We start from the raw sequence: 21,071 nt of genomic DNA, 5'->3' as shown, positions 1-21,071 counted from the left end.
ACGGCCCGCGCGGAACCTCCGCGCGGGCCGTCCGCGTCCTCGGGTCCGGGCGTCCGCCGCTCAGCACGGCGGCACCGGATCCGCCCCGCCCGCCCCCGGACGGCAGCGCAGCAGCCGTCCGACCGTCAGCCGGGCCCCGCGCAGCGCGCCGTGCCGGTGCAGCGCCCGCACCGCGTAGGTCGAGCAGGACGGCGTGTACGGGCAGCAGGCCGGGCGGCGGGGGCTGACCTCGGTGGCGCCGCGATCCGGCGTCGGGTCGGACACTGCCGGCGGTCCCCTCGTTCTGTCCGCCGGGGCCGAACCCGACGATCCGGGCAAGATTATCCGAAGACATCTGCCCGGATCTCACCCACCGGTTCAGCCTGTTCAGCCTGTTCGGCCGGCTCAGGCGGCTCAGGCGGCTCAGGCGGCTCAGGCGGCTCAGGCGGCTCAGGCGGCTCAGCCGGAGAGGTTGAGCGAGGGGAAGAGGTCCTGGAACGGCTGGGTGGTCACCGAGACGGTCCGGGAGAACGGGTTGTCGAAGTCCCAGATCATGAACAGCAGGAAGGAGATCAGCACGCTGAAGCAGAGCGCCAGGATCAACTCCCGCGGCGTGCGCCGGATCTGGAGCGCGAACAGCATGCCGACGGTCACCACCGCGCCGCCGATCAGGCCGAACCAGACCACCCCGGGCATCGTCGGCCCGGCGTTCTGCCCGCGCGCGTTGCGGGCGGCGGAGGCCTGGCTGACCCGGTCGTTGATCGGCTGGTAGCCCTGGGACTCCAGGTCGGAGGCGGGCGACCGGGTGGCCACGTCGTTCTGGAGCTTCTGGAGCAGCTCGTCGCCCTTCTCCGTGATCTGACCGGTCTTCTGCATCACGGACCACTCGGTGTTCACCACGTACGAGACGTAGGCGTCCACGTCGGCCCGGACCTGGTCGCGGAACTCCGCCGGGTAGATCACCGCGCGGTCGCTCACCTCGCGCAGCGACTGCGCCTCCTGGAACAGGTCGTCCTGCGCGGAACCGCGCGCCTCCCAGACACCCGCGATGGCGAGGCCCAGGACGATCGCGTAGACCACCCCGATCATCATCGTGATGTACTCGATGACGTCCGGGGTCTCCTCACTGCTCTCCGGCCCGATCGGCCGGCGCTGCCTCAGCAGCACCACCGTCGCCACGACGGCACAGGCCGACGCCATGGCGATGACCACCGCCACCCACTCGGACATGGGAACTCCCTTCTCTGGCTTGGCTTGTGACGGAACGTGAGATCCAACGGCACTCGGTTCGCCGCCCGCCGTGAGCGGGGGGCGGCGTACCGTCCGCGGCGGGTCAGGATCGGCCCGCGCGGCCACCGCGCCCTCGACCGCCACGACCCGGCCGCAGGGCCGCCGCCGCGATCACGCCGGGGACCATGATCACCAGCAGCATGGTGGTCATCGAGGTGCCCTGGTGGTGCCGGGTCAGGGTCAGGGGCTTCGTCCTGGGGGCGTGGAACGTCGGCTGCGCGGACGGGGTCGGCCACAGCGGGCTCGGGCGCGCCGGGCTCGGCGAGGCCGCGGGGCCGGGGGCCACCGCGCTGGGCACGGCCGGCCCCGGGGCCGCCGGCTCGGGGGCGGCCGGAACCGGAACGGGCACCGCGGGAACGGGCACCGCCGGTCCGGGGGCGGGCGCCGCAGGGGCCGGGGCCCCTGGTGCCGGGGCGGGCGCGGGGGCCGGAGGCGGTACGGGTGCGGGCGGCACCGGGGGCGCGGGAGAGGCCGGGGGGCCCGGTGAGGCCGGAGGCGCGGGCGACGGGGTGGGGGCCGACGGACTGGGCGACGGTGGGCTCGGCGACGACGGTGTCGGACTCGGACCCGGACTCTGGCTCGGACTCGGACTCGGACTCGGGCTCGGACTCTGGCTCGGCGACGGCGACGGCGACGGCGTGGACGTCGGGCTCGGCGTCGGTGTCGGCGTAGGAGTCGGCGAGGGGCTCGGCGTCGGAGAGAAGGTCGGGCTCGGCGTCGGTGTCGGAGAGGGGGTCGGCGTCGGGGAGGGAGTCGGGCTCAGGGTCGGAGAGGGGCTGGGCGTGTGCGACCGGGTCGGCGAGGGAGTCGGAGTCGGAGAGGGCGTGGGTGACAGCGTCGGACTCGGGCTGGGACTCGGGCAGGGATGCGGGTGGTGGTGATGATGATGATGGTGGTGGTGATGCCAGCCGTGGCCGTCGTGCTCGTCGCCCTCGTGGCCGCCACCGTCATGCCCGGAGCCGCCCTGTCCAGGGCCGGCCGACCCCGTGGTCGGGAGCGTGGGCGAGGGGAAGTGCCCACTGGGCCACGGCGTGGCCGAGGGCGAGGGCGAGGGAAAGTGACCGCTGGGCCACGTCGGACGCGAAGGCGAGGGGAAGTGCCCGGTGGGCCACGGGGTGCCCGAAGGCCAGTGGCAGGGGTGGTGCCAGTACGGGGGCCAGAGCGTGTGGTGTCCCGGACCGAAGCTCGGCGCGATGCCGACCCCGACCTGGACGTCCACATCCACATCCACGTCCACACCGACGTCGATCCGCCCGTCCGACCCCGCCGACACCGACACGTCGGTCTCGCCGCACACACAGACGTCCGCCGCCGGGCCGTGCTGGTACCCGCCGGAGTGCCCGGTGCCGGACGCGGACGCGCCGCCGACCAGCACGCAGACCGCGACCACGCCGACCGTCGCACCGATCAGCCGCACCCGCCGCCCGGGGAGCGCGCCCCGACCGCGACCGGCCGGTATCCGGCGGATCTGCCGACGCTGGGGCATGGGCTCCACACACCTCTCGGGACGCCCGCGAAGGACGGGGCAGAACAGACTGGAAGGCCGAGTTCGGTCGAATCCCCGACAGGAACTCCATCGCACACGACCAGAAGTGATCAAAGACGGTCAGGCGGACGGCCCGCCCTCGGGGCGGGCCGTCCGTCATCAGGTCAAACGATCTTCACGCCGACCGTTTACGGCCCGCGCCCGCTGTTCCGCGCGCTCAGCTGCGACGGTGCGCGATCTCCACGTTCTCCAGCACGCCGACCGCGTCCGGCACCAGGATGGCGGCCGAGTAGTAGGCGCTGACCAGGTAGGAGATGATCGCCTTCTCGTCGATGCCCATGAAGCGCACGGACAGCGACGGCTGGTACTCGTCCGGGAGGCCGGTCTGGTGCAGGCCGATGACGCCCTGGTTGTCCTCGCCGGTACGGATCACGAGGATCGAGCTCGTGTTGTGCTCGGTGACCGGGATCTTGTTGCACGGCAGGATCGGCACCCCGCGCCAGGCCGGCACCTGCTGCCCGCCGAGGTCGACGTGGGTGGGGTACAGCCCCCGGGCGTTGAACTCCCGGCCGATCGCGGCGATGGTCCGCGGGTGGGCGAGCAGGTAGTCGGGGTCACGACGGCGGTTGAGCAGCTCGTCCAGGTCGTCCGGGGTGGGCGGGCCGGAGTGGGTCTGGATGCGCTGGTCGAAGTCGGCGTTGTTGAGCAGGCCGAACTCCGGGTTGTTGACGATCTCGTGCTCCTGCCGCTCGCGCAGGGCCTCGATGGTCAACCGCAGCTGGTGCTCGGTCTGGTTCATCGGCTGGTTGTACAGGTCCGCGACGCGGGTGTGCACCTTGAGGACGGTCTGCGCGACGCTCAGCTCGTACTCGCGCGGCTTGAGCTCGTAGTCCACGAAGGCGCCGGGCAGCTCGTACTCGCCCTTGTGACCGGCCGACATGGCGATCTCGGCCTCGCCGCGCTCGTTCTGCGCCTGGAGCGGCAGGGCCAGGAACGCCTGGAGGTGCTCCTGGAGGCTGGGCGCGTTGTCCCGGATGCGGGCGAAGTCCGCCCGGGTGAGGGTCAGGGCGACGCCCGCGGTGGTGGTCTTGGCGGTGAAGTCCCAGGTGGCGTCGGGGTTCAGCAGTGCGTCGTCGCCGAACCGGTCGCCGTCGCCGGCCACGCCGGCCACGGTGTCGTCGCCGTACTTGCCGGTGCCGATCTTGTTGATCTTGCCGTGCGCGATCAGGAAGATCCGGTCGGCGGCCTCGCCCTGGGTGGCGAGCACCTCACCGGGGCCGAAGTCCCGCTGCTGGCAGCGGTCGGCCAGCGCGGTGAGGACCTCCTCGTCCTCGTAGCCGCGCAGCAGGGCCAGCTCGCCCAGCTCGGCCGGGATCACCCGGACCTGGGAGCCGGTCTTGATGAACTCCACCACGCCGTTGCCGACGGCGTAGGTGAGCCGGCGGTTGACGCGGTAGGCGCCACCGGCCGCCTGGACCCAGGGCAGCACCTTGAGCAGCCAGCGGGAGGTGATCTCCTGCATCTGCGGTGCGGACTTGGTCGTGGTGGCGAGGTTCCGTGCGGCGGCCGTCGCAAGACTCTGCTGCTTGGCCTGCACTGCCTCCGGGCTCGTGTCCACGGTCATCGGCAGTGGTCTCCATTCCTGTGGTCGGGTCACGCGCCCAGGGGCATACCGGACATACCGGCCCACCCGGGCGCATGCCAAAACGGACCGTCAGATCCGCGTGATGGTGGGGGCGTTGGCGATGTGCGCGAAGTTCGGCCGTCGTCTCCCGACGGCCCATCCGGAACCCTAGATCACCAAGGCCCGGCCGGGCCCGCACGGTGGCCGACTACCCCCCGATAGGGTGAATCTTGCCCGGTCCGGCCCCATAGCCCCGAGGAGTGGAGGAACATCCGTTCGCCTTCGGGATCCCCGTGCCGCCAAAGGCTTTTCCGTGTCGGCCACGGCCCGCGCGGCGGCCCCGGAGGCCGCTATCCGACGTCAACCCGGCACACCGTCCAGGCGGCGGCACGGACATCCGCGCGGCGCGGCGACCACACGCGCCACAACGCGGACGGCCCGTCAGATGCCGGCACGGGGGAAGCCGGCATCTGACGGGTGAACGGGGGGGTACGCGACGGGGACCTGCGCCGGGGAGGCTCGCGCGACCGCGACGGTGTGCCGTCGGCGCCGAGGCGTCGAGGAACCGACCGAGGAACCGGAGGATGCCGACGGAGCCGGTGGATCAGGAGCAGGCGACCTGGGTGCCGGGGACTCCGACGATGCCCGAGTTGGAGGACTCTCCGCTGTTGTACTCGTAGTACAGGTAGGAGTAGAAGTCGATCCGGGTGGCGGGGCCGCAGGCCGAGTCGCGCGCGACGGCGTACGTCACCGTGAAGCTGCTGCTGGCGCCCGGGGCGAGCGGCACGTTGTAGCGGGCGATGCCGCCGTGGACGTTGTCGCTGCACCCGTTGGTCTGGGTCCCGCAGGCGGTCGCGGTGAACTTGAGGCCGTTCTGCAGGCTGGTGCCGTAGGTCTCCTGGACGCTCTGGTAGACGAACTGGATCGGGGTGTCGTACGGATTGGTGAGCGTCAGCGTGAGCGTGAACTCGCCGCCCCGCACGGTCGTCTGCTTGTCCGAGACGGCCGTGAGGGGCAGCGGGGTGTCGGCGGCCCGGGCGGCGGGGGCGGCGGACAGGAGCAGACCGGCGGCGAGGGCCGGACACGCGGCGAGCGCGGCGCGACTCAAAGGTGTTCTGCGCATGACCAAGGAGCGTAGGCGCCGCCACCGCCGGGGTTGTCCTCCTCGGCCCGGGTCCGTACCGACGCAGGAGCGGCGGGCGGACACCGCGGACCGGCCGATCTCGTTCCGCCCCCGCGGGCGGGCCCGGGGCCCTATGCTTCGCCGCACCTCCGGGCCCCCGGCGGCCCACCCTCAGGCGGACGGCGGCAGGACGTCGCAGAGCGCGCCGAGCGCCGCCGGGTAGGCGTGGTCCGGCGGCGTGGCGTAGCCGACCACCAGGCCGTCGGCCGCGGGCATCGCGGCCCCGTCGGCCGCCGGGTGCCGGTAGTCGGCGAGCCCGTCGACGGCCAGGCCCCGGTAGGCGGCGGCCTTGAGCACCGAGCGCTCGGTGCCCGGCTCCAGGCGCAGCACCGCGTGCAGGCCGGCCGCGATGCCGGACACCTCCACGTGCGGGGCTCGGGCGGCGAGCGCGGCCACCAGCTGGTCGCGGCGGTCCCGGTAGCGGCGGCGCATCCGGCGCACGTGCCGGTCGTAGCCGCCGGAGTCGATGAACTCGGCGAGGGTCAGCTGGTCCAGGGCGCTGGCCCAGCCCTCGCGTTCACCCTTGGCGGCGAGCGCCCGGTCCACCAGGTGGTCGGGCAGCACCATCCAGCCGAGCCGCAGCGCGGGGGTCAGGCTCTTGCTGGTGCTGCCGAGGTAGACCACCCGTTCCGGGTCGAGCCCCTGGACGGCGCCGACCGGCTGGCGGTCGTAGCGGAACTCGCCGTCGTAGTCGTCCTCCAGCACCAGTCCGCCGCGCCCACGCGCCCAGTCGACCACGGCGGCGCGCCGGCCCGGGTGCAGCGGGCCGCCGGTGGGGAACTGATGGGCGGGGGTGAGCAGGGCCGTACGGACGTCCGGGCGCTTCGCCAACTCGCCGATGCGGGCGCCGCGTTCGTCGATCGGCAGCGGGACGGTGGCGACGCCTGCGGCGGCCAGCAGCCCGCGGTGGAAGCCCAGTCCGTACGCCTCGACGGCCAGCGGTCCGTGCCCGGCTGGCGGCAGGACGGGCGCGGCGCCGTCGAAGAGCAGCCGCAGCGCGTGGGCGAAGCCGGAGCAGACGACGATCCGGTCGGGGTCGGTGCGCACTCCCCGGGCGCGGGCGAGGTAGTCGGCGAGGACGGTGCGCAGTTCGCGCCGACCGTGCGGATCTCCGGGCCCGAAGGCCTCGTTGGGGGCCGCGGTGAGGGCCCGGCGGGCGGCGGCGAGCCAGGCGGCGCGCGGGAAGGAGGCGGCGTCCGGCTGGCCCTGGCGCAGGTCGTGGGCGGGCCCCGGCCGGCGCGAGGGGCGGCGGGCCCGGGCGGGCGGGACGGGCTCGGCCCGTTCGGCGACGGTGGTGCCGGATCCCTGACGGGCGGTCAGCCAGCCCTCGGCGACGAGTTCGGTGTAGGCCTCGGCGGCGGTGTTGCGGGCGAGGCCGAGGTCGGCGGCGAGGGCCCGGTAGGGCGGCAGCCGGGTGCCGGGGGCGAGTCTGCCGCTGCGGATCGCCTCGCGCAGGGCCGCCATCAGCGCGGCTCGTCGGCCGCCGGCGGCGGGGAGGTCGAGGTGCAGGTCGTTGCCGGTCGGGTGGGCGGGCTCGGAGGGGTGCGTGCCCCGCGTGTCCGTCATGGTCACGCACCCTACCCGCCGCCCGACCGGGGGCCGCCCGCACCTCCCGGCAGCGGACGGCGGCGGCCCGCACCCTCGTGCGCGGCCCCAGAGAACAGCGGCGGCCCGCCCCGCCGAACGCGGGCCTAGGGAACGACGGTGACCGGCCAGCGGCCCGCCTTCACCAGCCGGACCGCCACCGAACCGATCACCTTGTGCCCCGCCTTCTCGGAGACGCCGACCACCACCGCGTCGGCGCGCAGCTCGTCCGCGAGCTTGGCGAGCCCGGCGTACGGGTCGCCGCGCATGGTCAGGAACTTCCAGTCCACCCGCCACACCTCGCGCACCCGGTGCTCGGCCTCGCGCAGTGCGGCCAGCAGTTCCTCGGCGATCTCCTGGGTGGTCTCCTCCACCGCGGCCCCGGCCAGGGCGGTCGCGGCGCCGAGGATCGGCTGGATGTACGCCACCGCGAGGACGGCGCCCTGCCGGCGGGCGAGTCCGGCCGCGTAGGCGGTGGCGCGCCAGGAGGAGTCGGTGCCGTCCAGGCCGGCCAGGACCACCTTGGGGCCGTCGGTGCCCAGCTCGAAGCCCGTGGGCGCGGGCGCGACCTCGTGCACCCCTGCGCCGAGCGGCACCTCGGCTTCGGCCGCCCTTCCCGGGCCGGTGTCCGCCGCCCCGCCCGCACCGGCGTCGACCTCTCCCGGGTCCGCCGTGTCCGCTGCGTCGCTCTCGTTGCTCATGGGCCTGAGGCTATGCCCCGCCACCGGGAGTGAGGGCATCGGGCGCTCGGAGTGAGCGCTGTGGTGCGGGCCACCCCGGCGGGCGGCGGGGGCGGCGGAATCGGCACCGGTGGCCGACGGGCCGTCACGCGCTGTCGACCGTGTGGGCGGCCTCACAGCGGTTCCGGGGCGGGTCCGGAGTGGCGCGGGCCACGTCCAGGGCCGTTTTGATCTTGGAAATGGGTGCAAATCAGTCGAAATCTCTACATTTCCTTGATTCTTACCATCGGTAACGGCCCTCTGACGTGGCTAAACCTTCGAATCCTTGAAACCGCCACGACCGCACCCGTACCTTCGAATCCGTTGCACCGAGCGAATCCGCTCCGGCCGGGCCCCGGCCCCCGAGCGGAACGGTGCCGGACCACGCGAGTCACGTGTCCCCGAAACCGACGGCCTTCCGAGGGCCTGGTTCCGCGCGCTCGCAGACCCCTCCGAAAGGAAATCCATGACCTTCCGTAACGAGACTGCCGCTGCCACCACCACCGCCACCCCGAAGCGCCGCAACCGCGTCCGGATGGCTCTGATGGCCGGGGCGCTCACCGCCCTCCCGGTGGCCGGCCTCGTCACGGCCACCAGCGCGTCCGCCGCGCCGGCTACGGTCTGGGACAAGGTCGCCTCCTGCGAGGCGACCGGCAACTGGGCCGTGAACTCCGGCAACGGCTTCTACGGCGGTCTGCAGTTCACCTCCAGCACCTGGGCCGCCTTCGGTGGCACCGCCTACGCCCCGCAGGCCCACCAGGCCACCAAGGACCAGCAGATCGCCATCGGCGAGAAGGTCCTCGCCTCCCAGGGCCCCGGCGCCTGGCCGGTCTGCTCCGTCAAGGCCGGTCTGTCGAAGTAAGGCCGCACGCCACGAGGCCGCCGCACCCCACCGGGGGTGCGGCGGCCTCGCCGCGTTCCTCCGGGCCTGCCGTCAGGCCGGCCGGGGCGGGAGCGGCAGCGGTACGGCCGGCAGGCCGTCGATGCTGGTGCCGACCAGCGGCTTGCGCTCGCAGTAGGCGCCGAACTCCTCCTCGTCCTTCCGGTCGAAGTACCGGGCGTGCAGGTCGCGGTCGGCGCGGTAGTCCATGAACGGCACCGCGTAGCCGCAGGAGTCGCTGACCCGGTCGGCCTTGACCAGCACGATCGCCCGCAGGCCGGAACCGTCCGCGCCCGGGTCGAAGTGGCCGAGCAGCTGCGCGAACCGCGGGTCGTCGCGGAAGACCGGCTCACCGTGCCCGTGCACCCGCACCACGGTCGGCGGGCCCTCGAAGGCGCACCACATCAGGGTGATCCGGCCGTTCTCCCGCAGGTGGGCGACGGTCTCGGCCTGCGAACCGCCGAAGTCCAGGTAGGCGAGGGTGAGTTCGTCGATCACCGCGAGGGTCCCCGAGCGTCCCTTGGGTGAGAGGTTGACGTGCCCGTCGGCGGCCAGCGGGGCGGTGGCCACGAAATAGACCGGCTGGCGCTCGATGAACTGGCGCAGTCGGCCGTCGATGACTTCGTACTGCTTTCCCATGGACGCGATTCTGCCCCCCGTCCGATCCGAGCGGAAAGGAGGTTTCGGCCCCTGAGACGGGCCCGGTCGACACGGGCCGGGGACACCGGTGCCCCGTCCGGCGCACTCGTGACGGCGGCGGGGACGGGGCACGGGGGCGGTCAGCCGGTCACTGCTTCATGTAGACGCTGTCCATGAACTTCATGATCTGCTCGTCGGTCAGCCGGTGGCCCTGACGGTGGCCCATCGCCAGGTCCGCCTCGCTGATCATGCCGACCAGCCGGTCCCCGTCGATCACCGGGATGCGCCGGATCTGGTGCCGCTCCATCTTGTCCAGCACCGTCTCCATGCTGTCCTCGGCCCGCACGCAGTGCAGGTGGCCGGACAGCTCCATGGCCGTCGTCCTCTCCGGGTCCTTGCCCTCCGCGATACATCGCAGCACGATGTCGCGGTCGGTGATGATGCCCTTGAGCTTCTGGTCGTCGCCGCAGATCGGCAGCGAACCCACGTTCATGTCGCGCATCATCCGCGCGGCCTCGGACAGCGTCTGGTGGGCGCCGATGCACTGGGCGCCGGTGTGCATGATGTCTCGGGCGGTGGTCACGGGGACTCCTTCGTCGGTGGTTCCCCCCTGTTGTCCCCCCGCTGTTGTCCCCCCGCGTCCCCCCGGCGGCGCTCCCGGCTCCCGCCGCCGGGGCGGAAGGGGTGTGACCGCGCCCTCACCATAAGCAGCCCGGCCGCCGCCCGCGACCGCGAGAACCGCCCGGCGGCCCGGGCCGGGCGCGGCCGCGGCCGAAGCGGGGCAGACTGGCCTGCGGGGGCCACCACCGGAGTCCTCGGAGGCGGACCGTGCCGCAGATGACGGTGGACGGGCGCACCCTCGCCCTCTCCCACCTCGACAAGGTGTACTACCCGCGCACCGGCACCCCCAAGGGCGAGGTGCTGCGCTACTACGCCGCCGTCCACGCCGCGCTGCTCCCCCACCTGCGCGACCGCCCGGTGTCCTTCCTGCGCTGCCCGGACGGCGTCGAGGCGGAGGTGTTCGTCGCCAAGAACCCGCCGCCCGGCACCCCGGACTGGGTGCGCACGGTCGACGTGCCGAGCAACACCGGCGAGCTGCGCCAGGTGGTGCTGGAAGACGGCGCGGCACTGCTCGCGGTCGCCAACCTGGGCTGTCTGGAGCTGCACGTCCCGCAGTGGCACGCCGCCGCGCCCGCCCTCGCCGACCGGCTGGTGCTGGACCTCGACCCGGGCGAGGGCGCGGACGTGCTCACCTGCCGCACGGTCGCGCTGCTGCTGCGCGAGCGCCTCGCGGCGGACGGCCTGACGGCCTGGGCGAAGACCTCCGGCTCCAAGGGCCTGCACCTGCTGGTCCCGATCGAGCCCACGCCCAGCGCCCTGGTCTCCGGGTACGCGAAGGCGCTGGCCGCCGCCCTGGAGTCCGAACACCCGGACCTGGTGGTGCACACCATGGCCAAGGCCCGACGCCGGAGCCGGGTGCTGGTCGACTGGTCGCAGAACAACGCCAGGAAGACCACCGCCGCGCCCTACACTCTGCGGGCCCGCCCGCTGCCGACCGTCTCCACCCCGCTGACCTGGGCGGAACTGGAGCGGGCCGACACCGAGGAGGACCTGGTGTTCACGCTCGCCGAGGTCCCCGACCGGCTGGCCGCGCACGGCGACCTGCTCGCCCCGCTGCTGGACCCGGAACGGGCCCGGCCACTGCCCGGCGCACCGACGACACCGACCCGGCCGAGGCGGCCGACCCCGCCGGAGCGGTCCGGGCAACCGCGCCAGACGCTCCACCCGCCCGTCGAGGTCATCCGCCCGGCCGCCGTCACCACCGTCCCGCCCGCCGACGGCCTGGGCGGCGGGGGCGTGCAGTACGAGCTGAAGCTCGACGGCTTCCGCTGCGTCGCCTTCGCCCGCGGCACCCGGCCCGCGTACCTCCAGTCCCGCGGCGGCCGCGACCTGGCACCCGAGTTCCCGCCGATCGCCGCCGCCGTCGCCCGGCTGCCCGAGGGGCTGGTGCTGGACGCCGAGCTGGTCGCCTGGCGGGACGGCCGGTTCGCCTTCGGCGAGCTGTCGCACACCCGCCGGGCCCGCGCCGCCGCCCCGGAGGTCGCGCTCGGGCTGATCGCCTTCGACCTGCTGGCCCTGCCCGGCCGCGACGTCCGGCGGCTGCCGCTCACCGACCGGCGCCGGCTGCTGCTCGCCGCCCTGGCCGAGGTCCCGCCGCCGATCCGGCCGGTCATGGCCACCACGGACCGGGCGGAGGCGCTGGAGTGGATGGAACGGCTCGCCGACACCGGGGTGGAGGGCCTGGTCTGCAAGGCCGCCGCCTCCCCGTACCGGCCGCGCGGCGCGGGCCGGATCTGGGTCAAGTACCGCCGCGGCGACACCCTCGACGCCACCGTCCGCGCCGTCACCGGCCCGGCCGCCCACCCGCACGCGCTGATCCTCCAGCTCGACGACGGCCGGGTGTTCCTGACCACCCCGCGGCTCACCCCGGTCCAGTCCCGGGAGGTCGCCGAGACCGCCCGCCCGCTGCTCGGCCCGCCCACCGCGGACCCCGGCCACGGCCCGGTCCACCCGCTGACCGCCCCGCTGCGCGCCGAACTCACCCTCACCGGCCGCCCGCCCACCGCCACCTTCGTCCGCCTCCGGGGCGACTGAGGTGGCCGCGGCCGTCAGGTCCTAGGCTCGCCGCGACCTGCCGAACCCTCGCGAAGGGGCTCCGCGGGTGAGGGACCGCCCGTGACCATCCCGCCCGGCGACGCGATGCGCGGCCCGTGCGGCCGCCCGCCGGGTGCCCGGCAGCACGACCACCCCCGGAACCCGCCGGTGAGCGGGTGGAGTACGTCGTGGCGGAGGTCCGCGGGGCGCCGGCCCGGTACCGGAGGGCGGACGACCCCGGGGCGCGCGCCCATCGGACCGTCGCCCCCCGATCCGGCGACCCGGCTGGGCGTCGATCCGGCGGACCTGGCGGGCCGGCACTTCACCCGCCGACAGGTCCCCGACCCGTACGGGGTCACGATGAGCGGCTTCCGCCTGGTCGCTCGCTGAGGCCGCGATGCCGCCGGCCGGTCAGCGCCGCCGCGCCGCCGCGTGGGCGAACTCCGTCACGAAGGCGTCGTCGAACAGCGGCAGGTCGGCCGGCTTGCGGCTGGTGACGAGCGGGCCGGGGCCGTCGTGGCAGACGTGGACCGGCTCGTCCACCCAGTGGGCGCCGGCGTTGACCAGGTCGGTGCGCAGGCTGGGCCAGGAGGTGAGGGTGCGGCCGCGCACGGCGTCGGCTTCGATCAGGCTCCAGGCGGCGTGGCAGATCGCCGCGACCGGTCGGCCCGCCGCGCAACAGGCGTGCACGAAGGCCACCGCCGGGCGGTCCAGGCGCAGCCGGTCGGGGTTGGCGACGCCGCCGGGCAGGACCAGCCCGTCGTAGTCGGCCGGGTCGGCGTCGGCGACCAGGGCGTCCACCGCGAAGGTGTCGCCCGCGGCGTGGTGCCGGACGGCCTGGACCCGGCCCTCGGCGGTGGACAGCAGCCGCGGGGTGCCGCCGGACTCGGCGACCGCCTGCCAGGGGTCGGTCAGTTCGACCTGCTCGGCCCCGTACGGCGCGACCAGGAAGGCGATCGTCCGGCCGGTGAGCGTGGTGGACGGCCAACCCACGGCACGGCCACTCAGCGCGGGTCCGGGGCGGTCGGGTCCGCTTCCGGATCCCGTCGCGCGCCCGGCGGGGTCCGGAGGAGCGGGCCCAGGTCGACGGCCACGGGCGGGGCGGAGCTGAGCCGGGCGCGCGGGCAGTCGAGGTGGACGACGCGGTCGAGGTGGTCGAGCCGGGCGACCAGACCGGCCGTGACGAGCACCCGGGTGCCCGGTACCCACGGCTCGGCGTCGACCAGCAGGTGGTCCCCGGCGTCCTGCACGACCCGGCCGACCGGGCCGTCGGTGGCGTGCACCTCGTACCCGGCAAGGGTGACGTCGGCAGCGGGATGGGAGCCCGGTCGGTGCTCCCACAGGTCGGTGGTCATCGCCTCACGCCTCCGGTCGGTCCCAGGGCCGCCGCTCGCGGCGCTCCCGGCGGTCCCGCAGCGGGGGCTCCGCCGGGTCCACGGGTTCGGGGTGCCCCCCGTGGGCGGCACCGCGGCGGCGCAGCAGTTCGGACGTGGCGACCGCGGCCGCCATCGTGGCCGCCCAGACCACGCCGAGCGCGACCAGGACGGAGGTGGCCGGGGTCCGTACGCCCACGCCGAGGCAGACCGCCGTCATCACCAGGGCGGTCAGCACCACCCCCGCCGAGAGCCGGCGCCCGACGGCGCGGAGCACGCGCCGGACCCGGCCGGGCGGCCCGGCGCCCATCGTGCTCAGCTTCCGGTCGAGCCGTGTGTCCTGGCGCAGACCGGACTCGATCTCCTCGAGGAGCCGCCGCTCCCGTCCGCTCAACGCGGGTCCGTCCATCTCGGTCACCTCCGACACCTCCGGTGACGTGCTCGCACCCGGGCGGTTGCCCGGTGCGGGCAGACGCTAACCGCTCCCGGTGCCGCCCGTCGCGGCGCCGACGGGCCCGAAGGCCCGGGGGCGGGCGAGCAGGCTGTCGTCCAGGACGCTCAGCAGCGCGGCGGCGTCACGGTGGACCTCGGCCGCACCCGCCGCCCGCAGCTCCGGGCCGGTGTCCCCGCCGGCCGCCAGGGCGACGCACGGCACCCCGGCCCGCCGCGCCGCCCGCACCTCGCGCACGCTCCCGGCGACGGCCGCGGCGTGCCCGGGCCCGCCGTCCACCAGCTCCAGCGCGGCCCGCACCGGGTCGGCCCCGGGGTCGGCCACGCTCAGCACCGGTGCCCCGGCCGGACCCGGCCCGGTGAGCACCACCGTCCAGCCCCGGGCGGCGCACTCGCGCAGCAGCTCGGCACCGCCGGGCAGCCCGGGCTGCCACCAGTCGGTACCGAAGAGTGCCGCCGAGATCACCGTCATGGCCACCGCTTCCGTTCGCGGGCAACGCACCGAACGCGCCCTTCCAGGTTAGGCCGCTCCCCCGCCCGGCGCGCAGCCTGCGGCCGGACCGCCGACGGGCCCGGGGTGCCGACGGGCCTGAACCGCCGACGGGCCCCGGGGGAGCAGGCGGGCTCCGGGGAGCAGGCGGCGCGCCGGGGCCGTCCGGACCGGGGGCCGGAGCCGCTCCCCGACCGCCCTGGCTCGGCCTCCCGACGTCGGGGAGCCGTCCGGCGCGGTCCGTGATCCGCCCGCCCGCACGGCCCGTGCCCGGGGCATCCGGCCCGTTGGGCAGTCGGCACCGTAAGGGTCCGTACCAAATGACTGGTCAGCCCGGGCCCGTCGGCCCTAGGGTGTCGCTCCGTCACATTGGTCCAGTCCAGGAGTCCGTCCCCGATGTCTTCCCCCGCGGTCTACCGCTCGCCGAGATCGAGCTCCGTCGCCGCCACCGTCCTGCTCGCCGTGTGCGGTGCCCTGTCCCTGGCCGCGGTCGGCGCGGGCTTCCTCGTGTACGGGGAGGCCGGCAAGCTCGCCGGCGGCGACGAGCTGGCCGACAGCTCCGCGCTGATGGACGCCATCGGCCTCCACGACGCCATCGGCCTGCTCCAGCTGGTGGCCATGGTGGCCTCGGCGGTCACCTTCATCGTCTGGTTCCACCGGGCCCGGGTGAACGCCGAGTTCTTCGAGCCGCAGGGGCACCGGTTCGGGCGCGGCTGGGCGATCGGCAGCTGGTTCACCCCCGTGGTCATGCTCTGGTTCCCCTGGCAGATCGCGGTCGACACCTGGCAGGCCAGCGCCCGGCCGGACGAGAACGGCGTGCGGCTGCCGCACCCGCAGCCGCTGCTCAACCTCTGGTGGGGCGCCTTCGTGCTGTCCAACCTGACCGGCCGGTTCGGTGCCCGGTACGCCAGTTCGGCGGAGTACGTGGACGACTACCAGGAGGCCGTGGGCTGGCTGATCGCCTCCGACCTGGCCGAGGTCGCGGCGGCCGTCCTGGCCATCGTGATGGTCCGCAGGCTGTCGGCGATGCAGGAGAAGCGCTTCATCGAGCCCGGCGTCACGAACGGGACGTACGGACCATACGGACCGTACGGAGCCCACGGCGCGACCGCCTGGAGCTGAACCCCCCACCCGTTCAGTCCGTGAACGGGTCCGAGGCCAGCCGGGCGTGCAGGTGCTCGTCCGTGTAGACGCCCCCGCCGTAGGTGTAGGAGCCGCGCAGGGTGCCCTCGTACGGGAAGCCCGCCCGCTCGGCGACCCGGCAGGAGCCCGCGTTGGCGACGGCGTGGTAGAGCTCGACGCGGCGGACACCGGCGTGCTCCACTCCCCAGCGGGTGACGGCGGTGGCGGCCCGGGTGGCCAGGCCCCGGCCGCGGGCGGCGGCGAGCAGCCAGTAGCCGACCATGGCCACGCCGTCGTCCCGGTCGGTCCAGCCCAGGTAGGCGTTGCCGCACAGGCTGCCGTCCGCGGCGTCGGTGATGGCGAAGGCGGCCGCGCCGCCGTCGGCCCAGAGGCTCTCGCAGCGGTCGAGGTAGGCCTCCGGGTCGACCGGGCCGACGGCGGCGAGCGAGCTCCAGCGGGCGATGTCCGGGTCCGCCGCCGCGGCGACCAGGGCCGGCCCGACGCCGCCGGGCAGTGCGAGGGAACGGCCCCACGGGCGCAGCAGGGCGTCCCCGAGGTCGAGGACGGTGGGCCGGAACAGGCGCCGGCCGGTGCCGGTGTCGCTGGTGGTCATCCGCCCTTCCTATCCCCGGTGCCCCCGCACCCGCCAGCGAATTCCGGTGCGGGGGCCGTCCTCCCGGTCCCGGCGCAGCCGCCTCAGATCCGGGCCAGGTATCCGTTCTCCACCAGCCAGAGCACGTTCAGCCTGGCGGGGCCTCCGGACACCAGAGAGCTGTCGAGCTGGTACTGCAGGCCCCAGCCGGGCTGGTTGAACCACGGCGCGATCGGGCCGGCGTGCACCGCGAAGGCCTTGACCACCTTGTAGTCGTGGTAGTTGCAGGCGGCCGACGGGTTGCTGTCCAGGCTCTGCGGCGGGAGCGCGCGGTTGGCGTAGGGCAGGCCCTCGGGGGCGAGGTAGGCGCCGTACTCGCTGCCGTAGCGGTCGATCTTCTGGTTCGGGTAGAGCGTGACGTCGAACTCGATCCGGCTGCCGTCGGGCAGGGTCGCGTAGCCGTCGGCAGGCGGGTATATCCAGCCGCCCGTGCCGCCGTTGCCGGCCGGGTCGTAGTACTTCGCCAGGAAGGCCTGGTCGCTCGTGCCGCCGGTGGGCTGGTAGCCGATGAGCTGGCGGCCGACCGGGCCGGTGGTCGGGAGGTCGGCGGGGCCGAGGCGGGCGTCGTCGTGGCGGAAGGCGACGGAGCACTGGTCGGAGGGGGTGGCCGCCGGGGCCGCGACGGCGGCGGGGACGGTCACGGCGGTGAGGGCGGCGGCCGCGGCGAGCGGCGCGACGAGCAGGCGAAGGCGAAGGCGCACGGTGTCTCCGTCGAACGGGTCAGCGGTCGAAAAGGAGCCACGGAGGGGTCTTTGTGTTCACCCTCCGTGGCTGGTTCGACACTAGGCAATCGGATCATCTGACCATTCGTCAACATGATCCGTAAGACCGCTCGTTCGAATCTTCGATTTCGGCCGAACCCGGGACACCGCGGCCGTCCACCCGCCAGGATGGACGGTCCGGCACGGCCGGGTCACTTCCCGGGGGCGAGCCGCCCGATCAGGTGGAGCAGCCGGTCCAGGGCGTCCCTGGAGTTCGGCTCGGTCAGGTTGAGCATCAGCCGGAACGCCGCGTTCAGCAGCGCCGGCCGGCCCAGCCCCGCGGCCCCGGCCGCGCCGAACAGCCCGGGGCGGTCCAGCATGCCGGCGGCGAGGCGGCCGAGCGCGAAGTAGCCCGCGTAGGCGGAGCGCAGCGCCTGCGGGTAGGCCTGCAGGGCGAGTTCGCGACCGCGGTCGGTGCGACGCGCGAGGGCCTGGACGATGGTCTCGGCGGCGTAGCGACCGGACTCCATCGCATAGGCGATGCCCTCGCCGGTGCCCGGGCTGACCGTGCCCCCGGCGTCGCCGATCAGCAACAGGCCGTCGGCGTAGTGGGGCCGGCGGTTGAGGCCCATCGGCAGGGCGGCGCCGCGGATCGGCTCGGTGACCGCGTCCGGGGTGTAGCCGTACTCCGGCGGCAGGCCCTCGCACCAGCGACGCAGCAGTTCCCGCCAATCCACCTCGGCCCTGGCCGTGTCGAGGACCCCGAGGCCGACGTTGACGGTGCCGTCGCCCATGCCGAACACCCAGGCGTAGCCGGGCAGCGGGCCCCCGGCCGGGTTGCCGGGGTCGCGCAGGTCGAGCCAGGCCTCCAGGTGGCGGTCGTCGTGGCGCGGGCTGGTGAAGTAGGTCCGGTAGGCGACGCCCATCGCGCGGTCGGTGCGGCGGTGGCGCCGCATCGCCACCGACAGGCGGGTGGAGTTGCCGTCGGCGGCGACCACGACCGGGGCCCGGTAGGCCACCGGCCGGCGCTCCTCCCCCAGCTTGGCGGTGACGCCGGTGATCCGGCCGGTCCGCTCGTCCAGCAACGGGCCCGTCACATTGGCGCCTTCGACCACCCGGGCACCGGCCGAGGCGGCCTTGCGGGCGAGCAGTTCGTCGAAGTCCGCGCGACGCCGGACCAGACCGTATCCGGGGTAGGCGGAGAGCTCGGGCCAGTCGAACTCGATCGAGCGGTGCCCGGCGATCAGCCGCAGGCCCCGGTTGTGCAGCCAGCCGGCCTCCTCGGAGACGTCGATGCCGAGATCGGTCAACTGCTTGACGGCACGCGGGGTGAGGCCGTCGCCGCAGACCTTCTCGCGGGGGAAGACGGACTTCTCCAGCAGCAGGACATCCAGTCCGGTGCGCGCGAGGTGGGCGGCGGCGGTGGAGCCGGCCGGACCGGCGCCGACCACGATGACGTCGGCACCCTCCTCGGCGGCGGCCACCGGCCTTTCCCGGCCCGCCAGTTGCCCACCGACCTCGCCGGTCGGGTCCGGGACGGTCTGCTCTGGGCCGGGCATCGCACTCTCCCACGGGTCGGATCGGCTGCACGCAAGGCGGAGTCCACGGACTCGGCGGTTCCGGACGGACGATAGAGAACCCCGGTGCCCGCCCGCCGCCCCGACACACAGGCCGCCACCGTGGACCGGTCGGTACCAGCCACCCGGGCCGCCCCGGTGCGCCCGCCGGTACGGGCCCGGGGCCGAGTATCCGATCGTCAGGAAGGCACACGAAAAACTGACGATCGGGTGATCAGATCGCCATGGCGAACCAGCCGGACCCATCACCTTCGGCGATGCATTTCGGCCAAATCTCCCTTGCGCCGGGTTTCCCCACCCCGGCGACCACCCCGGCGACCACCCCGGCCCGGCCGGACGCCCCGACCGGCACCGTGCTGCTGGGCGTCGGCGCGGGTGCGGTGGTCTGCGCCCGCCGTCGCCGCACCTCCTCCTGACGCACCCGCCCCGGCAGGCTTCCGCCCCCACGCGGACCCCTGCCGGGGCGAGGCGCCACCGCGCCCCTGCCCCGCACTGCTCGCGGGCCGGGGGCTTCCCGCCGCCGCACGGCGCGCTCCCTCGCGGGGGTTCGCCGGCGCTCGCGCCGGGGTGGCGGGGAGGTCCTGGCCACGGGGGTGGGTCAGGGACCCTCACCGGATACCACGGCCGGCCCCGCACCACGGGTTCACCATCCACACCATCAGTCCCACTGGCCACACCAGCACCATTGGCGCCGTGGGGCCCTCGCGGACTCCCCTCGCCGACCCGGCGGGGCGGCGGGGCGGCGCCGGGGTGCGCGCATCGCGGGGCGGAGGTGGGCGAATCCGAGGACAGGCGCCGGACGCCCCGACTCCGGCCCCGGGAACGGCGAAAGCCCCTGGCGCACGGGGGCACGGGCCAGGGGCTTCCACTGTCGACTACGGTCGGCGCGCTCTCACGGGTTCAGCGCCAGCACCACGTACCCGGCCAGCACCGCCAGGTGCACCGCGCCCTGGAGTGGGGTCGCCCGGCGCGGGATGACCGTGAGGGTGAGCAGCACGATGGTCAGGGTCAGCAGCACCATGTGCGCCGGGTCGAGGCCGAGGACGAGGGGGCCGGAGAGCCAGCTGGAGGCGATCGCGACTGCCGGGATGGTCAGGCCGATGCTGGCGAGCGCCGAGCCGAGGGCCAGGTTGAGGCTGGTCTGCACCCGGTTGCGGATGGCCGCGCGCAGCGCCGCGATGGTCTCCGGCAGCAGCACCATCATGGCGATCACCACGCCGACGACGGCGTGCGGGAGCCCGGCGTTGTCCACCGCGGTCTCGATGGTCGGCGACACGCCCTTGGCGAGGCCGACCACCGCCACCAGCGCGACGGCGAGCATCAGCAGGCTGACCCCGACTGCCCGGAGGGTGGGCGGGGAGGCGTGCTCCTCCTCGTCCAGCACCCGGCCCTCGGGGGTGACGGGCAGGAAGTAGTCCCGGTGCCGGACGGTCTGGGTGGCGACGAACAGCCCGTAGACGACGAGCGAGGCGGTGGCCGCGAAGGTGAGCTGGGTGGTCGAGAACTGCGGGCCCGGCGAACTGGTGGTGAAGGTCGGGAGCACCAGGCTGAGGGTCGCGAGGGTGGCGATGCAGGCGAGCGCGGCTCCCGTCCCCTCGGCGTTGAAGACGGCCGTCCGGTACTTGATGGCGGCGACCAGGATGGACAGTCCGAGGATGCCGTTGCAGGTGATCATCACGGCGGCGAAGACGGTGTCCCGGGCCAGGGTGGAGGACTTGTCCCCGCCGTCGGCCATCAGCGTCACGATCAGCGCGACCTCGATCACGGTGACCGCCACCGCGAGGACCAGGGATCCGTAGGGCTCCCCCGACCAGTGCGCGATGACCTCGGCGTGGTGCACGGCGGACAGCACGGCACCCACCAGGAAGCAGGCGACCACCGCCACCGCCCAGCCGGGCAGGTCTTTGTGCCAGGTCAGGACGAGGACGACGAACGACACCACCGGAGTGACGACGGTCCATTGCGAGAGACTCGCGCGGAGCTTCGTGATCATGCCGCCGAGGATCCCAGACCGGAGGCCCGTCACCCGGGTGCCCGCGCCGGGATTCGTAGGGATGTGGCATAACTCATCCCATTTCTCCGGTCACCCCCCGTAGTCGTGAAGGTACTGAAGCACTTTGTCGACATGTTGCCGAACCCGCTCCGGGACGCCCCCGGTGGCCGCCACGGTCTTGTCGCTGGTCCGGTAGGCCGCCGCGACCAGGCCGGGCAGGCCGTGGGTGAAGCCCTGCTGCTTGAGCCGCTGGTCGAGCCAGCAGGCGTAGTTGCCCATCGCGGCGATCGCGTCGCCCGGGTCCCAGTACGACTTCGGGCCGGGGTGGGTGGCGGCCTTGCCCCAGGCCTCGAAGACGGACGGCGTCCACAGGGCGATGCCGTACTCGCCGGTCTCCGGGCGGGCGGCGTTCGGGTCGAAGCCGCTCTCGGCCTTCAGCATCGCGGCCAGCAGGACCGGGGTGACCTCCGGCTCGGGGCAGCGCCGCGCCGCGTTCTCGATCACGCCCCGGTACGCCGCCGGGACGTCCGACCCCGCCGGGATCGCGCCGGGCAGCGGGGCCACCGCGCGGTGGCCGGCGCCCCGCCCGCCCGGCGCGGGCCCACCGGCCAGGGGGCGGTCGCATATACACAACTCCGAGCCCCGGCGACGTTGACCGAAGAGGTCTGCCGGGC

General features: G+C 74.4%; 23 protein-coding genes and 1 pseudogene. 6 read left to right on the top strand and 18 right to left on the bottom strand.

Features of this window, described 5'->3' with window-relative positions:
- Positions 1–60: 60 nt before the first annotated feature.
- The 3 genes from yidD to ACFRAR_RS31150 all read right to left on the bottom strand — a co-directional run bounded on the left by yidD (position 61) and on the right by ACFRAR_RS31150 (position 1,567).
- Positions 61–264: a membrane protein insertion efficiency factor YidD gene (gene yidD, locus ACFRAR_RS31160; protein ID WP_380702266.1), complete on the bottom strand. Its 204-nt coding sequence runs from the start codon at positions 262–264 to the stop codon at positions 61–63.
- 174 nt (positions 265–438) lie between these two features.
- Positions 439–1,209 (bottom strand): hypothetical protein, encoded by a 771-nt coding sequence (locus ACFRAR_RS31155; RefSeq protein WP_380702264.1) that lies wholly within the window; start codon positions 1,207–1,209, stop codon positions 439–441.
- A gap of 103 nt (positions 1,210–1,312) precedes the next feature.
- Positions 1,313–1,567 (bottom strand): hypothetical protein, encoded by a 255-nt coding sequence (locus ACFRAR_RS31150; RefSeq protein WP_380702262.1) that lies wholly within the window; start codon positions 1,565–1,567, stop codon positions 1,313–1,315.
- 211 nt (positions 1,568–1,778) lie between these two features.
- Here ACFRAR_RS31150 and ACFRAR_RS31145 point away from each other — a divergent pair, with 211 nt between their 5' ends.
- On the top strand, positions 1,779–2,150 hold the full coding sequence (locus ACFRAR_RS31145; protein ID WP_380702260.1) for a hypothetical protein: 372 nt from the start codon (positions 1,779–1,781) through the stop codon (positions 2,148–2,150).
- A gap of 822 nt (positions 2,151–2,972) precedes the next feature.
- Here the strand turns inward: ACFRAR_RS31145 and ACFRAR_RS31140 are convergent.
- The 4 genes from ACFRAR_RS31140 to ACFRAR_RS31125 form a co-directional block, all read right to left on the bottom strand.
- Positions 2,973–4,379 carry a family 2B encapsulin nanocompartment shell protein gene (locus ACFRAR_RS31140; protein ID WP_380702258.1) on the bottom strand — a complete coding sequence of 469 codons (1,407 nt, stop codon included), beginning with the start codon at positions 4,377–4,379 and terminating at the stop codon, positions 2,973–2,975.
- 604 nt (positions 4,380–4,983) lie between these two features.
- Complete coding sequence (locus ACFRAR_RS31135; protein WP_380702256.1) at positions 4,984–5,502, bottom strand: hypothetical protein; 519 nt, start codon at positions 5,500–5,502, stop codon at positions 4,984–4,986.
- Positions 5,503–5,673: 171 nt separating this feature from the next.
- On the bottom strand, positions 5,674–7,128 hold the full coding sequence (locus ACFRAR_RS31130) for a PLP-dependent aminotransferase family protein (RefSeq protein WP_380702254.1): 1,455 nt from the start codon (positions 7,126–7,128) through the stop codon (positions 5,674–5,676).
- Between the two features lie 125 nt (positions 7,129–7,253).
- Positions 7,254–7,724, bottom strand: a complete 471-nt coding sequence (locus tag ACFRAR_RS31125) for a universal stress protein (protein ID WP_380702286.1) — start codon at positions 7,722–7,724, stop codon at positions 7,254–7,256.
- 607 nt (positions 7,725–8,331) lie between these two features.
- Between ACFRAR_RS31125 and ACFRAR_RS31120 the strand changes: the two genes are divergently transcribed.
- Positions 8,332–8,727, top strand: coding sequence for a transglycosylase family protein (locus tag ACFRAR_RS31120; RefSeq protein ID WP_380702252.1), 396 nt, complete (start codon positions 8,332–8,334; stop codon positions 8,725–8,727).
- A 72-nt stretch (positions 8,728–8,799) separates the two neighbouring features.
- Here ACFRAR_RS31120 and ACFRAR_RS31115 read toward each other — a convergent pair whose 3' ends face one another.
- Positions 8,800–9,384: a pyridoxamine 5'-phosphate oxidase family protein gene (locus ACFRAR_RS31115; protein WP_380702250.1), complete on the bottom strand. Its 585-nt coding sequence runs from the start codon at positions 9,382–9,384 to the stop codon at positions 8,800–8,802.
- 148 nt (positions 9,385–9,532) lie between these two features.
- The gene (locus ACFRAR_RS31110; protein ID WP_380702248.1) at positions 9,533–9,967 is read right to left on the bottom strand and encodes a CBS domain-containing protein; all 435 of its coding nucleotides are present in this window, start codon (positions 9,965–9,967) and stop codon (positions 9,533–9,535) included.
- Positions 9,968–10,221: 254 nt separating this feature from the next.
- On the opposite strand from ACFRAR_RS31110, the pseudogene ligD reads away from it, so the two are divergent.
- Together ligD and ACFRAR_RS31100 are read left to right on the top strand one after the other, a co-directional pair.
- Positions 10,222–11,091 (top strand): annotated as a pseudogene (gene ligD / locus ACFRAR_RS31105) (non-homologous end-joining DNA ligase); the annotation flags it as partial.
- A 150-nt stretch (positions 11,092–11,241) separates the two neighbouring features.
- Complete coding sequence (locus ACFRAR_RS31100; protein ID WP_380702284.1) at positions 11,242–12,039, top strand: DNA ligase; 798 nt, start codon at positions 11,242–11,244, stop codon at positions 12,037–12,039.
- Between the two features lie 411 nt (positions 12,040–12,450).
- Here ACFRAR_RS31100 and ACFRAR_RS31095 read toward each other — a convergent pair whose 3' ends face one another.
- From ACFRAR_RS31095 to ACFRAR_RS31080, 4 genes are all read right to left on the bottom strand, one after another.
- On the bottom strand, positions 12,451–13,032 hold the full coding sequence (locus ACFRAR_RS31095) for a type 1 glutamine amidotransferase domain-containing protein (protein WP_380702246.1): 582 nt from the start codon (positions 13,030–13,032) through the stop codon (positions 12,451–12,453).
- Between the two features lie 11 nt (positions 13,033–13,043).
- Entirely contained in the window at positions 13,044–13,394 is a 351-nt protein-coding gene (locus ACFRAR_RS31090) for a PRC-barrel domain containing protein (RefSeq protein WP_380702244.1), read from the bottom strand.
- A 4-nt stretch (positions 13,395–13,398) separates the two neighbouring features.
- Positions 13,399–13,821, bottom strand: coding sequence for a DUF3040 domain-containing protein (locus ACFRAR_RS31085; RefSeq protein ID WP_380702282.1), 423 nt, complete (start codon positions 13,819–13,821; stop codon positions 13,399–13,401).
- A 66-nt stretch (positions 13,822–13,887) separates the two neighbouring features.
- On the bottom strand, positions 13,888–14,334 hold the full coding sequence (locus ACFRAR_RS31080; protein ID WP_380702242.1) for an HAD family hydrolase: 447 nt from the start codon (positions 14,332–14,334) through the stop codon (positions 13,888–13,890).
- 414 nt (positions 14,335–14,748) lie between these two features.
- Between ACFRAR_RS31080 and ACFRAR_RS31075 the strand changes: the two genes are divergently transcribed.
- Entirely contained in the window at positions 14,749–15,474 is a 726-nt protein-coding gene (locus tag ACFRAR_RS31075; protein WP_380702240.1) for a DUF4328 domain-containing protein, read from the top strand.
- 13 nt (positions 15,475–15,487) lie between these two features.
- On the opposite strand, the gene ACFRAR_RS31070 is transcribed toward ACFRAR_RS31075, so the two are convergent.
- The 3 genes from ACFRAR_RS31070 to ACFRAR_RS31060 form a co-directional block, all read right to left on the bottom strand.
- Positions 15,488–16,087 (bottom strand): GNAT family N-acetyltransferase, encoded by a 600-nt coding sequence (locus ACFRAR_RS31070; RefSeq protein WP_380702238.1) that lies wholly within the window; start codon positions 16,085–16,087, stop codon positions 15,488–15,490.
- 83 nt (positions 16,088–16,170) lie between these two features.
- Positions 16,171–16,827, bottom strand: coding sequence for a TNT domain-containing protein (locus tag ACFRAR_RS31065; RefSeq protein WP_380702236.1), 657 nt, complete (start codon positions 16,825–16,827; stop codon positions 16,171–16,173).
- A gap of 212 nt (positions 16,828–17,039) precedes the next feature.
- Entirely contained in the window at positions 17,040–18,386 is a 1,347-nt protein-coding gene (locus ACFRAR_RS31060) for a geranylgeranyl reductase family protein (RefSeq protein WP_380702234.1), read from the bottom strand.
- A 275-nt stretch (positions 18,387–18,661) separates the two neighbouring features.
- Between ACFRAR_RS31060 and ACFRAR_RS31055 the strand changes: the two genes are divergently transcribed.
- Positions 18,662–18,820 carry a hypothetical protein gene (locus ACFRAR_RS31055; protein WP_380702232.1) on the top strand — a complete coding sequence of 53 codons (159 nt, stop codon included), beginning with the start codon at positions 18,662–18,664 and terminating at the stop codon, positions 18,818–18,820.
- Between the two features lie 476 nt (positions 18,821–19,296).
- Here ACFRAR_RS31055 and ACFRAR_RS31050 read toward each other — a convergent pair whose 3' ends face one another.
- Both ACFRAR_RS31050 and ACFRAR_RS31045 read right to left on the bottom strand, forming a co-directional pair.
- A complete protein-coding gene (locus tag ACFRAR_RS31050) occupies positions 19,297–20,397 on the bottom strand; it encodes a calcium:proton antiporter (RefSeq protein WP_380702230.1) in 1,101 nt (366 codons plus the stop codon).
- A 90-nt stretch (positions 20,398–20,487) separates the two neighbouring features.
- Entirely contained in the window at positions 20,488–20,961 is a 474-nt protein-coding gene (locus tag ACFRAR_RS31045) for a transglycosylase SLT domain-containing protein (RefSeq protein WP_380702228.1), read from the bottom strand.
- Between the last annotated feature and the right edge of the window lie 110 nt (positions 20,962–21,071).

This window comes from Kitasatospora sp. NPDC056651 (genome assembly GCF_042792155.1).
GTDB lineage: Bacteria > Actinomycetota > Actinomycetes > Streptomycetales > Streptomycetaceae > Kitasatospora.
This window is presented reverse-complemented; position numbering and strand designations above follow the sequence as displayed.

Bases quoted from the DNA above. Each gene is read 5' to 3' on its own strand.
- ACFRAR_RS31140 (WP_380702258.1), bottom strand. From the start codon at position 4,379: ATGACCGTGGACACGAGCCCGGAGGCAGTGCAGGCCAAGCAGCAGAGT.
- ACFRAR_RS31060 (WP_380702234.1), bottom strand. From the start codon at position 18,386: ATGCCCGGCCCAGAGCAGACCGTCCCGGACCCGACCGGCGAGGTCGGT.
- ACFRAR_RS31070 (WP_380702238.1), bottom strand. From the start codon at position 16,087: ATGACCACCAGCGACACCGGCACCGGCCGGCGCCTGTTCCGGCCCACC.
- ACFRAR_RS31090 (WP_380702244.1), bottom strand. From the start codon at position 13,394: ATGACCACCGACCTGTGGGAGCACCGACCGGGCTCCCATCCCGCTGCC.
- ACFRAR_RS31120 (WP_380702252.1), top strand. From the start codon at position 8,332: ATGACCTTCCGTAACGAGACTGCCGCTGCCACCACCACCGCCACCCCG.
- ACFRAR_RS31135 (WP_380702256.1), bottom strand. From the start codon at position 5,502: ATGCGCAGAACACCTTTGAGTCGCGCCGCGCTCGCCGCGTGTCCGGCC.
- ACFRAR_RS31115 (WP_380702250.1), bottom strand. From the start codon at position 9,384: ATGGGAAAGCAGTACGAAGTCATCGACGGCCGACTGCGCCAGTTCATC.
- ACFRAR_RS31080 (WP_380702242.1), bottom strand. From the start codon at position 14,334: ATGACGGTGATCTCGGCGGCACTCTTCGGTACCGACTGGTGGCAGCCC.
- ACFRAR_RS31075 (WP_380702240.1), top strand. From the start codon at position 14,749: ATGTCTTCCCCCGCGGTCTACCGCTCGCCGAGATCGAGCTCCGTCGCC.
- ACFRAR_RS31055 (WP_380702232.1), top strand. From the start codon at position 18,662: ATGCATTTCGGCCAAATCTCCCTTGCGCCGGGTTTCCCCACCCCGGCG.
- ACFRAR_RS31155 (WP_380702264.1), bottom strand. From the start codon at position 1,209: ATGTCCGAGTGGGTGGCGGTGGTCATCGCCATGGCGTCGGCCTGTGCC.
- ACFRAR_RS31085 (WP_380702282.1), bottom strand. From the start codon at position 13,821: ATGGACGGACCCGCGTTGAGCGGACGGGAGCGGCGGCTCCTCGAGGAG.
- ACFRAR_RS31050 (WP_380702230.1), bottom strand. From the start codon at position 20,397: ATGATCACGAAGCTCCGCGCGAGTCTCTCGCAATGGACCGTCGTCACT.
- ACFRAR_RS31130 (WP_380702254.1), bottom strand. From the start codon at position 7,128: ATGACGGACACGCGGGGCACGCACCCCTCCGAGCCCGCCCACCCGACC.